This window comes from Rhizobium sp. 01T417 (genome assembly GCF_056398905.1).
Genome location: NZ_JBFTQH010000004.1, coordinates 285667 through 298451 on the forward strand (window position 1 = coordinate 285667; position 12785 = coordinate 298451).

At 58.4% G+C, this 12785-nt stretch carries 13 protein-coding genes; 8 read left to right on the forward strand and 5 right to left on the reverse strand.

Annotated elements, in window-relative coordinates; genetic code table 11:
* The first annotated feature begins 42 nt into the window (after positions 1-42).
* The 7 genes from AC1DPR_RS06885 to AC1DPR_RS06915 all read left to right on the forward strand — a co-directional run bounded on the left by AC1DPR_RS06885 (position 43) and on the right by AC1DPR_RS06915 (position 7152).
* On the forward strand, positions 43-1017 hold the full coding sequence (locus AC1DPR_RS06885) for an autoinducer 2 ABC transporter substrate-binding protein (RefSeq protein ID WP_018855702.1): 975 nt from the start codon (positions 43-45) through the stop codon (positions 1015-1017).
* Between the two features lie 115 nt (positions 1018-1132).
* Positions 1133-2623, forward strand: coding sequence for a sugar ABC transporter ATP-binding protein (locus AC1DPR_RS06890; protein ID WP_477816000.1), 1491 nt, complete (start codon positions 1133-1135; stop codon positions 2621-2623).
* Positions 2616-3632 (forward strand): ABC transporter permease, encoded by a 1017-nt coding sequence (locus AC1DPR_RS06895; RefSeq protein WP_113160629.1) that lies wholly within the window; start codon positions 2616-2618, stop codon positions 3630-3632. Before AC1DPR_RS06890 ends, AC1DPR_RS06895 begins: the two co-directional genes overlap by 8 nt.
* Positions 3629-4624 carry an ABC transporter permease gene (locus AC1DPR_RS06900; RefSeq protein WP_477816001.1) on the forward strand — a complete coding sequence of 332 codons (996 nt, stop codon included), beginning with the start codon at positions 3629-3631 and terminating at the stop codon, positions 4622-4624. Before AC1DPR_RS06895 ends, AC1DPR_RS06900 begins: the two co-directional genes overlap by 4 nt.
* 2 nt (positions 4625-4626) lie before the next feature.
* Positions 4627-5475: a TIM barrel protein gene (locus AC1DPR_RS06905; protein ID WP_113160778.1), complete on the forward strand. Its 849-nt coding sequence runs from the start codon at positions 4627-4629 to the stop codon at positions 5473-5475.
* Positions 5476-5545: 70 nt separating this feature from the next.
* On the forward strand, positions 5546-6193 hold the full coding sequence (locus tag AC1DPR_RS06910; RefSeq protein WP_477816002.1) for a nucleoside/nucleotide kinase family protein: 648 nt from the start codon (positions 5546-5548) through the stop codon (positions 6191-6193).
* An 89-nt stretch (positions 6194-6282) separates the two neighbouring features.
* Positions 6283-7152 carry a D-psicose 3-epimerase gene (locus AC1DPR_RS06915; protein ID WP_477816003.1) on the forward strand — a complete coding sequence of 290 codons (870 nt, stop codon included), beginning with the start codon at positions 6283-6285 and terminating at the stop codon, positions 7150-7152.
* A gap of 181 nt (positions 7153-7333) precedes the next feature.
* Here AC1DPR_RS06915 and AC1DPR_RS06920 read toward each other — a convergent pair whose 3' ends face one another.
* Genes AC1DPR_RS06920 through AC1DPR_RS06930 form a run of 3 tightly spaced genes read right to left on the reverse strand, consistent with a single transcriptional unit; the run spans position 7334 to position 9554 of the window.
* Entirely contained in the window at positions 7334-8017 is a 684-nt protein-coding gene (locus AC1DPR_RS06920; RefSeq protein WP_477816004.1) for a hypothetical protein, read from the reverse strand.
* Positions 8014-9117 carry a hypothetical protein gene (locus AC1DPR_RS06925; RefSeq protein WP_477816005.1) on the reverse strand — a complete coding sequence of 368 codons (1104 nt, stop codon included), beginning with the start codon at positions 9115-9117 and terminating at the stop codon, positions 8014-8016. Before AC1DPR_RS06925 ends, AC1DPR_RS06920 begins: the two co-directional genes overlap by 4 nt.
* A gap of 20 nt (positions 9118-9137) precedes the next feature.
* Complete coding sequence (locus AC1DPR_RS06930) at positions 9138-9554, reverse strand: thermonuclease family protein (RefSeq protein WP_477816006.1); 417 nt, start codon at positions 9552-9554, stop codon at positions 9138-9140.
* 81 nt (positions 9555-9635) lie between these two features.
* Between AC1DPR_RS06930 and AC1DPR_RS06935 the strand changes: the two genes are divergently transcribed.
* Complete coding sequence (locus AC1DPR_RS06935) at positions 9636-10064, forward strand: hypothetical protein (RefSeq protein ID WP_477816030.1); 429 nt, start codon at positions 9636-9638, stop codon at positions 10062-10064.
* Here AC1DPR_RS06935 and AC1DPR_RS06940 read toward each other — a convergent pair.
* The gene (locus AC1DPR_RS06940) at positions 9991-10584 is read right to left on the reverse strand and encodes an FCD domain-containing protein (protein ID WP_477816007.1); all 594 of its coding nucleotides are present in this window, start codon (positions 10582-10584) and stop codon (positions 9991-9993) included. The two genes, AC1DPR_RS06935 and AC1DPR_RS06940, sit on opposite strands and share 74 nt — an antisense overlap.
* A gap of 135 nt (positions 10585-10719) precedes the next feature.
* On the reverse strand, positions 10720-12267 hold the full coding sequence (locus tag AC1DPR_RS06945) for an acetolactate synthase large subunit (RefSeq protein WP_477816008.1): 1548 nt from the start codon (positions 12265-12267) through the stop codon (positions 10720-10722).
* Positions 12268-12785: the final 518 nt, after the last annotated feature.

The following is a 12785-nucleotide window of genomic DNA, read 5'->3' on the forward strand; positions in this document are numbered from 1 at the left end:
ACGGATCTTGCTTGTCAGCACTATTGGAGGAGGAAAGATCCAATGAGAAAACTGCTCGCCGCAACGCTTGGTCTGTCGCTTGTCCTTCTGGCATCCACCGCCTTCGCTGGTCCGAAGATCGGCGTCGTCGTTAAAATCGGCGGCATCCCGTGGTTCAATGCCATGGAAGCTGGGATCAAGGAACAAAGTGCCAAGCTCGGCGTCGAAGGCTTTATGGTTGGGCCGACCAGTGCAGACCCGGCACTCCAGGTCCGCGCCATCGAAGATCTGATCGCGCAGAAGGTTGATTATATCGGCGTGGTGCCGAATGACGCGAAGGTACTGGAGCCGGTTCTCAAGAAGGCGCAGGAGGCCGGCATCAAGGTCATCACGCATGAATCGCCCAAGCAGGTCGGTGCTGACTGGGATTTTGAACTCGCTTCGGCCAAGGGCTTCGGCGAAGCACATGGCAAGCTCCTCGCCGAGAAGATGGGCGGCAAGGGCTCCTATGCGGTGTTCGTCGGATCCTTGACCGTTCCGCTGCACAACGCTTGGGCCGACGCGGCGATCGCCTATATCAAGGCCAACTATCCCGACATGAAGCTGGTGGGCGACCGCTATGGTGTTGCCGAAGACGTCGACAAGAGTCGCTCGACTGCTCTCGACCTTATGGCGGCCAATGCCGATCTCACGGGCTTCCTGGCATTCGGTTCGCAGGGTCCGATTGGCGCAGGTCGCGCAGTGGAAGAGCGCCGTAAGGACGGAAAGGTATTCGTCATCGGTCCGTTCTCTCCAGGGCAGGGAGCAAAGCTCATCAAATCAGGTGCTTTGACGGGCGGCTTCATGTGGAACCCGAAGCAGGCTGGCGAGGTCTTCGTGACGCTTGCCGACCGAATTTCCAAGGGCGAGACGCCGAAGGCTGGCGACGACATTGAGGGCCTTGGAAAGATCAATCCCGAGGGCAACACCATCATCGTCGACCAACTGCTGGCCATCAACAAGGACAGCATCGACAAGCTCGTTGGCATGGGCCTTTAATCCTCCCGGGACCCACGCCCTGGGGTCGCGGGGACATATTCCCCGCGACCCCCTTACGGACAATGCAAAACCTGGGGCCGACCGCTGAAGCAGCGGTTGAACAGGAGGATATTCCATGAGCGTCGAACCGCTGCTTTCACTCAAGAACATCAAGGTCACCTTTGGCGGCGTACGCGCGCTGAAGGGTGTGTCCTTCGAGGTAAACCCCGGAGAAGTCCACTGTCTCGCTGGCGAGAACGGATGCGGCAAGAGCACGCTCATCAAGGTGATTACCGGCGTCTACAAGCCACAGGACGGTGCTGAATTTTATTTCGACGGCAACCCGATCTCTGCCATGACACCCACTCTGGCGCAATCGCTCGGGATCCAGGTGATCTGGCAAGACTTGGCGCTGTTCGGCGAAATGAGCGTCGCCGAAAACATAGGCTTCCAGTATGCAGTCAACGGCAAATATGGGCTTGTCGACAAGCGTGCCATCGAAGACGCGGCTGAAAAGGCACTCGCTCGCCTTGGGGTGAGCATCGACATTCATCTCCCACTCAAGGAGTTGCCGATCGCGCAGCGCCAGATCGTTGCGATAGCGCGCGCCCTTGTGGGCGAAGCCCGGCTCGTCTTCATGGATGAGCCGACGGCGTCGCTGACCCAATCGGAAACCGACTATCTCATTGACATCGTCCGCAACCTTTCCGCTTCAGGAGTGGCGGTGGTCTTCGTGTCGCACCGTCTTGCGGAAGTCCTCGAAATATCCGACCGAATGACCGTGCTCCGCGACGGGGCGCTTGTTGGTGTCTTCCCGGTCGAGGGGATGACGCAGTCACGAGTAACCGAACTGATGACCGGCAGGAACTTCGACAGTTCCGTTGTCGCCACCGATCACGACAACGAGGCGGTCGTGCTCTCCGTGCGCGGACTGACGCGAGCCGGCGAGTTCGAGGATATTTCGTTCGATCTTCGCCGAGGAGAGACGCTCGGGATCACCGGCCTTCTCGGAGCAGGGCGCACCGAGCTAGCTCTTACGCTCTTCGGGATGCACCGCCCACAGGCGGGCGAGGTCACCATCGAAGGTGATCGGGTCAGGTTCGGTTCCAATCGAGACGCCATTCGTGCTGGTGTTGCCTACCTTTCGGAAGACCGCTTGTCGCTTGGCCTCAATCAGCCACAGTCGATCGCCGACAACCTTGTTATGGCATCGCTTGATAAGCTGCTGTCCGGCGGGATGATCTCGCCGGCCAAGAAGGCGAGCGTTGTCAGCCATTGGATCTCGGCGCTCGGCGTCAAGATTGGAACGCCAGACGACCCCATCCGGACTTTGTCAGGCGGCAACCAACAACGCGTGGCGATCGCCAAGTGGCTCGCGATCGGCCCGAAGATTCTCATCCTGGACGCCCCAACCGTAGGCGTCGACGTCGGCGCGCGAGCGGGCATCTTCGACATTGTTCGCAAGCTTGCGGCTCAGGGGCTGGCGATCATTCTGATCTCCGACGAGCCGCCCGAGGTCTACTTCAATGCCGACCGCATCATTCACATGGTCGAGGGCAAGATCCACGCGACCTATGATCCGCGACAGTTGTCGCTCAGCGAACTGGAGTCTGCCGTCTATGCGTAGGCTGATCCTTGGACACACAACCGAATTCACACTTCTGGCGGTCATGGTCGTGCTTTGCATCGGGCTGTCTTTTGGCACCGACCGATTTCTTACGATCTCGAACGCTTTTGATGTGCTGAACGTCTCGGCCGTCAACATCATCTTTGCCGTCGGACTTCTAGTCGTCTTGATTTCTGGCGGGATCGACATCTCCTTCGCCGTTGCCGCATCGGTGGTCCAATACGTCACGGCGCTTGCGCTTGGCGCGCTGGGTGGCGGCAACTGGGCGGAAGGCTTCATCATCGCGGGGGCGGTTGGGATCGGCCTCGGGCTGATCAATGCCGCATTGGTCTATCGGCTTCACATCATCTCGATCGTAGCGACGATCTCGACCTTCAACATCTTCTTCGGACTCCTGATGTTCTTCACCAAGGGCGTGTCGATCTACGATCTGCCGGAATGGCTGACGACGCGCGTCGTGTTCTTTGAACACGAGATGGCCGATGGATCGTGGGTCGAACTCACACTTCCGGTGGTGGTGATGATCCTCTGCTGCTTTGCGACCTGGTTTATGATCTCGAGGACGACGATTGGCCGCCAGCTTTACGCTTTCGGCGACAATCCTGAAGGAGCTCGTCGCTTCGGGATCAACATCGGCGCCATGCACTACATCTCGTTTGGATGGCTTGGCCTGATGGCTGGCATCGCCGGCCTGATGCAGGCCCACTACGCCGAGGAAGTTGTTCCGAATGCGCTTTATGGTCGCGAACTCGACGTCCTCGCCGCCACGGTTCTCGGTGGTGCGCGGCTGGGTGGCGGTAAGGGATCCGTTATTGGCTGCGTCCTCGGCGTCCTGATGGTTTCGATCACGCAAAACGGTCTCAACCTGATGGGCGTGTCGCCCTTCGCGTTCAAGATGATCGTCGGCGCAATCATCCTCATCGCCATCACGCTCTCTTCCGCGCGCATAGACAAGCTTCTGCCATTCCTCGCGAAAAGCAACGCCAAAAGGGGGAGCTCGCACTCATGAAAGCCATCGCTCAAAAGTTCAACGCCACCTTCGGCGCGGATATGACCGGCCCGGCGATCGCATTCTTAGCAGTGATGGTGATCTTCGGACTGGCCGCCAATAACTTCATTTCGTCGGCAACCTTCGGATCGGTGGCATTCCAGCTTCCCGAACTCGGGCTTCTGACGCTCGCGATGCTGCTGCCACTTTTGACCGGCGGGATCAACCTCTCGGTGACGTTCACCGCAAACCTATCTGGACTGGCCGCCGCCTGGGTCATGCAATCGTACGGCGGCGTAGATGCCTCGCCGGCTGCATTCCTGCTGGGCGTCCTTGCCGCGCTGGCGACGGGCGGCGCCGCAGGCCTCATGACCGGCGCTGCCATTGCTTACACGCGGGCCCACCCGATCCTTGTCACGCTGTCGATGATGATCTTCTTGCGCGGGCTTGGCGAGTTCCTCACCCGAGGCGGCGACGTGTCCGGGTTTCCGAGCTTCATCGCTCCTATCGGACACGGGTCGATCTTCGGATTTCCTATTCCGCTCTTGATTTTCATAGCCTGCGTCGGGATCTGGCAGCTTCTGCTGACGCGCTTCAAGCTCGGCTTCGGCCTGCTGATGGTCGGCTCAAACATCGAGGCGGCTCGATACTCCGGCCTGAATACGCGTCGCATACTGATGCTGGTCTACACGCTGTCGGGTCTGATGTGCGCCGTCGCAGGTGTGATAATGCTCGCCCGCTTCAATTCGGTCCGCGTCGGCCACGGCGAGTCCTATCTGCTGATCACCGTGCTCGCCGCGTTTCTCGGGGGCATCGACCCGTTCGGCGGTTTCGGTCGCGTATTGCCGGTCTTTGTCGCTCTCATCGTGCTCCAGCTCCTTTCGTCGGGTCTGAACCTGATGGGTGCAAACCAGCATCTGGCAACGGCGCTCTGGGGCGTGCTGATGATCGTCGTCATGGCCGCAAGAACTATCGTTTCAACTTACATCGCATCACGGAGAAAGAAGGGATGACCGTGCAAGGTTTTGGAATTCACGCGAGCATGTGGACTATGAACTGGGACCGCGCAGGCGCGGAGCGGGCCATTGCCGGTGCTAAAAAGTACAAGATGGAATTTATCGAAATTCCACTTGCCGACGCGCCGTCGGTCGATGCCAAGCACACTCGCGACCTTTTGGAAAAACATGGCCTGCGTGCAGCATGCTCGCTCGTACTGCCCGAAGCGGCATGGGCCTCGGCAAGGCCGGACGCCGCCATCCGGCACCTGAAGGTGGCGATAGACAAGGCGGCCGAGATGGGCGCCGAGGCACTTACGGGCGTCACCTACGGCGGTACCAACGAACGCACTGGAGCTCCTCCGACACAGGCAGAGTACGACAACGTCACGCGTGCGCTCGAGGCGGCCGCGAAGCATGCCAAATCCCAGGGCATCCAGTTCGGCGTTGAGGCCGTGAACAGGTACGAAAACCATCTGGTCAACTCGGCCGAACAAGCCGTGGCTTTGGTCGAACGCATCGGTGTGGACAACGTGTTCGTCCATCTCGACACGTTCCACATGAACATCGAGGAGAAGGGGGCCGCAAACGGCATCCTGGCCGCGCGCGATCACCTCAAATACATGCATCTTTCGGAAAGCGATCGCGGGACCCCCGGTGCAGGCAACGTGCCTTGGGATCCGATCTTCGCCGCTTTGTCGGCGATCGGCTTCAAGGGCGCGCTTACCCTGGAGAGTTTCGTCAGCATGCCGCCGGAGATGGCCGGCGACATATCGACCTGGCGGCCGGTTGCGCGTGACGAGGAGGAAGTCATGGGCAATGGCCTCTCTTTCCTGCGCAACAAAGCCGCACAATACCAACTGGCATGACTTCGCAATGGTCAGCGCCCTCAACGGCGTTGGTAGCGGAAAAGTGCGAAGTGGAAATGGGAGGAAATCCTTGAGCAAGATTGAAGGAAACGCGCGGAATATCGCGAAGATCGCGGCGCAACGCTTCAACGAAAGCAACGGTCGGAGAGTTCTGATAGCCGTAGCGGGCGCACCCGGTTCAGGTAAATCCACGCTCGCGGAGCGCGCCGTGGAGATTATCAACAAGGATCATCACCTCAACGCAGCCCTGTTTCCGATGGACGGATACCACTATGACGATGTCGTCCTGGAGCAGATGGGGCGCCGACCTTACAAGGGGGCAATCGACACCTTCGATGCTCATGGTCTGCGTCACATGCTCAAGCGCTTGAAGGCCAACGAGGACGACATCGTTGCCGTTCCGGTATTCGACCGCTCTATCGAGATCGCGCGGGCTGGCGGCAATCTAATTCCCCGGTCGACGAACATCATTGTCTGCGAAGGCAACTACCTGCTGGCGCGCCAGTCGCCCTGGGACAAGTTGAAGGAGATTTTCGACTTCACCGTATTCGTTGACGTGGACGAGGATCACCTGCGGCAGAGACTTCAGAACCGCTGGCGGAGCTACGGCCTCGATCCGACGGAAATCAATCGGAAGGTCGAAGAGAACGATCTGCCGAACGGACTTGCGATCGTAGCGGGAAGCGCAGAGCCCGACGTCCGCATCGAGAACAACTGATCAGTGAAGGTCGACCGGAGGTAGCTGCGGTCCGCCACTGCCAACCCCGCCAGGGACATTCGGCGGGATCTACCACATTGGAGACTCCTATGAAACACGGAATTTACTACTCTTACTGGGAACACGAGTGGAGCGCAAAATTCGGCCCCTACGTCGAGAAGGTAGCCAAACTCGGCTTCGACGTCATCGAGGTAGCAGCACACCATATCAATGAATACAGCGACGCCGAACTGGCAGAAATCAGACGGACCGCCAGGGACAACAACATCGTCCTCACGGCCGGGATCGGACCTTCGAAATCCAAGAACCTTTCATCACCGGACATTGCGGTGCGCCAGGCGGGAAAGGCATTCTTCGAGCAGACGCTTACAAACGTCGCAAAGCTTGACATCAAGACGATCGGCGGCGCGCTGCATTCCTATTGGCCGGTGGACTACTCGAAGCCAGTCGACAAGGAGGGCGACCGGGCTCGCGGGGTCGAGGGTATTCACGGCATTGCGGATTTCGCCGCCAACTTGGGAATTAACCTCTGCATCGAAGTCCTGAACCGCTTCGAGAACCACGTTCTCAACACCGCCGAAGAGGGTGTCGCATTCGTGAGGGATGTCGGGAAGCCGAATGTTAAAGTGATGCTCGATACCTTCCACATGAACATCGAGGAGGACAGCTTCGGCGAGGCGATCCGCACCGCCGGCCCGCTGCTCGGACATTTCCATACAGGTGAAAGCAACCGTCGAGTGCCCGGAAAAGGAAGAATTCCTTGGCACGAGGTCGGCCTGGCACTTCGCGAGATCAACTATACCGGCGCTGTGGTCATGGAGCCGTTCGTAAAGACCGGTGGAACGATCGGATCTGATATCAGGGTCTGGCGCGACCTCACCGACGGCGCAGACGAAACGAAAATGGACGAGGATGCTCGAAACTCTCTGGCATTTTCTCGATTTGTACTCGGCGGCTGATCTTGACGGTGCGTTCAGCCCCTTGGATCACTTTGCCATAGATGCAAGAGGGATCCGAATTGGAGACCTCAGAAGATTGGCGAAACTCAGGCGACAATCACCGCCGTGTGGCGTCATCGCCAATTGAAAAGAGCATAAACCAGTACCCTGCGCACGAGCGCAGGGTAAGCATGTTATATGGTTATACCGCTCCCGGTTTCCACCACACGCATTTGGCAAATAGCGCGTCGAAGTTTTTGATCCTGCTTCGTTGTGCGGGGATCGCTACCCCTTCCCTGGCAAGGTGGACCATATTGGTCGTCACCAGTTGGCTGGTTCCGGTACTCTGATAGCAGAACTGCTCGGTCGGCTTTTGCCCGGCCTTGCCGTCGTTGAAGACCCATCCGGTTATGACGTTTCCCCCGACTGCTTCTACTTCCGAAAAGACCGTCAGGCTCCGTTCGATGGAATCCCCGTCAGCGGTCTTTTGCGGCAGTACCTGCGGGACTTGCGCAGGGATGCCGTCAAGCTCGACCGTCCCGCCTTCAGCAAGCTTTACCGTCGCGTCCTCGGCCATGCCAACTTTGCCGCCATCGGCTAGTGCCACTTTCGCGCCGTCGGCAAGCGTGACGCTGCCTTTGACTTCGATTGGCGGCATGTTCCTGAACGCTTCAGCCATTGCGGCCTTCAGCAGTTCGGGGTCCGCCTTCTCGTTCTCCGCCTTGATCGCGAGGGCGAAAGCAATCCCGGCGCAGAGAACCAATGCGGATGCGCCGAAAAGATAGTTGCGGAGCGTCGCAGACTTCAAAGCCGATGTATTGGCTTGCGACTCCTGAATGACGGTTTCAGTCAGCCGAATATCGTTCTCGTTGCTACTAGCGGTCATGGCTTCGTTTCCCGAATTGGCGTGACGTTGTTGTTACTCATGGTGGCAATGCGCCGAACGTGGTTTTCTAGTGTCGGAGACATGACGACTTCTTTTCGTACCCTCTTTGTTGGCTTGGGTGGCAGCGCCTTAGGTATCGGGTGGTATGCGGTCACGACCAGAATTGTGGAGGCAACAGCAATGCCCGCTGCCGTAACCAGGACGAAGAACCGCAAGAACCAATGAACTTCATCGTCGGTAACTGCCGTTGGATCTTTGCCGAAGACCATCGCCGTAAAGGAATGCAGTTGCGATTGAAGAACGGCCTCTCGGCGAACACTCTCCAATTCGGTAACCTTCATTTGTTGATTAGCGATCAGAACATTGCTGTCGGCAACGACCTTGGCAGCTTCGTCGCGTGCCTTGGCGGCCGCGGCGCGTTGCTCCTGCACATTGCCAATCTGCCCAATTACCGACGTTCCGGCGTATTCGGGTTGAACCAGCTTCGAGCGGGTCTTGGTGCATTGGTGGGTTTGCCCCTTCTTATTCCGGCACGTCCCCACATAATTTTCCTTGACGGTGTAAGCCTTTGGAGCCGCGCCAATGCTTTGAATGGTCGCTCCCAACTCTCCAACCTGCTTATCAAGGCGAGCTACGTCGTCAGCCAGAGGTTTCATGATTGCCGCCTTGGCTTCCTTGTCGGCGACCAGCGTTGCAAGCTGCCCCTTAGCCCGAGCGAGCTCATCAGTCGCACGAACAACGCCGATCAAACGCGGGGAATAGATTTGTTCCGTCACCTGCGACATGGCTTTGGTCGTTATGAAGATGCAGCACACGACGCCAAACCAAGCAATGGCCTTCTTCCAGATCTGCGTATGCGTGCAAATGGCCTTCGCCGTTTGGATACGTGCCGTTTCCGCAAGCGCCATCGAGGCGGCGCCGATGATAGCCAAGGCGTAAAGCGTGGCGTCATTTGATACGTAACGCCCAGCAAATTCATACGCGGCGAAGAACGACGCAATGATAATCCCGGCTTCGATGCCGTATGCGAAGTACAATTGGATATAGTTGACCCGATAGCCGCTTTCTCGATCACGGCGGGCCTTCCTGTTTATCGGCACTTCTGTTTCTCCAAGGGTGGTCAGTAGTCCAGTTGGGCGGTTGGTCCGCACCAATGCTGAAGGCGCGCTAGCTTCGCCGCTCCGCCTTTCTGGTATTTCAGGCCGAGTCCTTCGGACACAAGTTGGGTCGCAACGTTCGTTTTGCCGACATAGACCCGTGCCAGAGTCCGGCCGAAGCGGTCGGTGCCACTACGGCGAATGATGACGGGGCCGCTATCCAGCAGATCCCGCAACCGGTCGGCCGCCTGCATTCCAACGTCCAGCTCATTGTCGCAATGCGGCTTCCATGTCTCCGGCGTGTCTAGATCCGTAATCCGGATCGTCTCACCGTTTTGCAGTTCAAAGGTGTCCCCGTCGATAATCCGAAGGTCGGACGCGTTGGCGGCACCCGCAGTCAATGCAGCGACCGCAAGGATGATTGCAGCAAAATTTTTCATTTTTTCGTTGACCTGAATTCCGGATTGTTAGGGGCGTCCCTTGCGGCCAATTGACAAGGCATCCGCCCCCCATGAGAGCCGGTGCCGAAGGCCGTGACAGACAGAACTATTGCAATTGCTTTTTCACGGTTCGTTTCTCCCTTTAAAATGCTCTTCGAAAGCTTTGACGGTGCCGTAAGTCTCCGCGACACGTGTTTGAACCTTGCGCATCATATCGGAGCCGCGTTCTGGCCATCCATGGTGCTCGAACATGGATGCGAAGCCGCCGAATCTGGTTTTGGCGATGTGAGCGATGACCTGTGCGTCGCCACCTGGCGCATATCCGGACTGCAACGCTCTGTTTGGTTCACTAGTGGGTTTCATTTTTCCAATCCTAACGACGGGACATCGATCCATGTCAGCGGCTGGTTTCCCGGCTCCCTCTGGATTCCAAATCTCAGTCGGTTTCTTTGGTTAGGCCTGACCGTCGACGAACTTTCGTCTTGCGCCTTCGTCTGGGGCAATGGATAAATGGGATAAGCAAAAATGAATGGCTTGCTTGCTGATGCCAATTGCTTGCGGTTGGATGCCAAACTGCAGCCGAAATCCCTGCGTCTGCTAATCCTGTATCGCGTCTAAGCGGCAGGTGCATGGAACCGATCGCTACTCGAAAAGTACAAGCGCAGGCTTGCCACGCGGGCCCGCCGGAATTCTGACGAGCCCTTGCCAATCCAACGACAGCAAGCATGACCAAACGAGCTTGGCTCCACCAGGTTGTGCGCTTCCGCAAGCTCGCCTTTCCAACGTCGCCTTCCGTAATCGCGCGCGCGATGGCCTCATGTTGTAAGATAATAGCTGCCGGTTCGAACAGGAGGGATTCTACAGAGCGAATGTATATTCGAATCTGCGACTCTACCGAAGCGTATTGCGCGATCAGCCGTCGGTTTCCGGCTAGCTCGACGATGGCTCTGATGGTGCCGGAGCGGCTGCGAGCAAGCTGATAGAACAGCCTGCCAATGACATCGATCTTGCCGGACGCAAGGCCAAGCATTCAAAAGGCCAGAACGAGCGATCTGACTGAGGCCCAGCAAGGAATGAGGTAGGCAACAAGCAACCGCATCTGCGGCTCAGCTCTCCACCTGACTTCGAAAGATGCTGCTCCTGTTGAGGAGGGTACCACCCCAAGTCAGATGATGGCCTCTATAAGAAACGGGCCGCTACGCTGCAATGCGGTGCTGAGGAGATCGTTGAATTCCTCACAGGACCGCGCTCGTGCAGCGTCGACTCCCATGCCTCTTGAAATAGAAACCCAATCCCATTCCGGTTTATCAAGGTCCAACATCCGCCGCGCGTTCGTTCCGATCGACCCCACGCCAACGTTCCGCATCTCCCCGTGGAGAACAGCGTATGCCCGGTTGGCGAATATGATGGTCACTACGTCGAGGTTTTCACGGGCCTGTGTCCACAGGGCTTGCACAGTGTACATGGCGCTTCCGTCCGCCTGCAGATTGATGACTTTCCTACCCGGACATGCAATTGCTGCGCCCGTGGAGAGAGGTATCCCGCACCCAATGGCTCCTCCCGTCGTCATCAGGTAATCATGCGGGGCAGCGGCGGCAGACAGCTCGAAGAACCTACGCGCAGACGTGATCGCTTCATCGGCGACGATAGCATTCTCCGGGAGTTTCTGGGTGACCATGAGCGAAATGGCCCCGTCGGTCAGCTGTCCGCGCGGAATGGAGTCGTCACGGAGGGCGGAAACTGTCCTCGGCGGGCTCCTGGCCTCTAGTTCGTCTCTTAGTGCTTCCAGCGCGGCCTTCAGATCTTCTCCGTGTTTCCCCAGAGTGAGGACCTCACAGCCTTCGCGGAGGAGCTTCCCCGGTTTTCCGGGATAAGCGAAGAACGCCACAGGTTCTGGCGCTCCCACCAAGACCATCACGTCGATGTCGCGCAGTACTTCTAATGCGGCGTCTATAGGGTAGGGGATACGGGCAGGCGCGGCCCGACCTCCGCCTCGCTCCATCCTCGCTACCAGGACCTCGCTAAAAAGGCGGGCTTCGGTGGCGGCCGCGATTGAGCCTGCAATTTTGAGGCAATCTTCACGAGCGGCGGCTCCGCCGACGAGGATACCAGTTCGACCCCGCGCGGTGCGGAGCGCGGTAGCGGCGCGGCGCACAGTTTCCACGCTTGGAGCGGTCGGCTTTGCCACAATCAACCTTTTCGCGTGCGAAGGGGCACAGTCGCCCCATGCCGCGTCCGCCGGTAATATTATCGTCGCTATCCCTGGAGGAGATAGCGCTGCGCGGTAGGCAGACTCAATGGACGGGGCCACATCCTCAGAACTGCGGATGCGATGCACCCAGTTAGACATAGGCGCTGCGAGACTTTCAATGTCACTGGTGAGCGGGGCGTCGAGTGGGAGGTGATAGGAGGCATGATCACCGACAATGTTGATCATGGGAACTCGGGCGCGACGTGCATTGTGGAGGTTTGCCAATCCGTTTGCGAGGCCAGGGCCCGTATGAAGCAAAGTTGCTGCGGGGCGATCTGTCATCCGCGCGTAACCGTCGGCTGCCCCCGTAACGACCCCTTCAAAGAGGCCGAGAACGCAGCGCAATTCCGGCTTTCGGTCCAGCGCCGCGACAAAGTGCATCTCCGACGTACCAGGATTCGCGAAGCATACGTTGACGTCATTCGCCAAAAGCGTGTCGCATAAGTTGTCCGCGCCGTTCATCGCAGCTCCTCCGCACGTTGAACGATGCTCGCATAAGGATGGGTACAGCGCAATCTGGCAGATGGGTATCTTCGCTTGATTGGACGGGCACGCTTCCGGCGACGCTCACAGCCCCCGGAACCAGCCGAGGTTTGGCAAGCGTTGCCTAGTGTGCAGGCCTCGCGCGGAGCCACCCGCAATGCAAGTGACGGTCTCTCCGAGGATGACCGAGCATCCCGAGCCGCGTAACATCAGGTGGCTTACGCCAATATGGCGCCCAATCGCGGGATTGTTCCGGTGCGCAACGAACCATGCGGAAAAAATCCCGCCGAGGGAGGACGGGGCTGAATTTGGGTCATCAGGGACAGCGGATGGAACAACTCGCGTTCTCAGTTGCGCGGACTCCCGCCGCGCGGCGATTTCGTCCGGGCCGATAGCTTATTGGCTTGCTGCCCGGCGCCCAGAGCGGGAAAGAATCTTAGGAGAACGCGGTTTTTAGCGTCGGACCGAACCTGAGCAGCGTTATAGAGTTCCCGGTT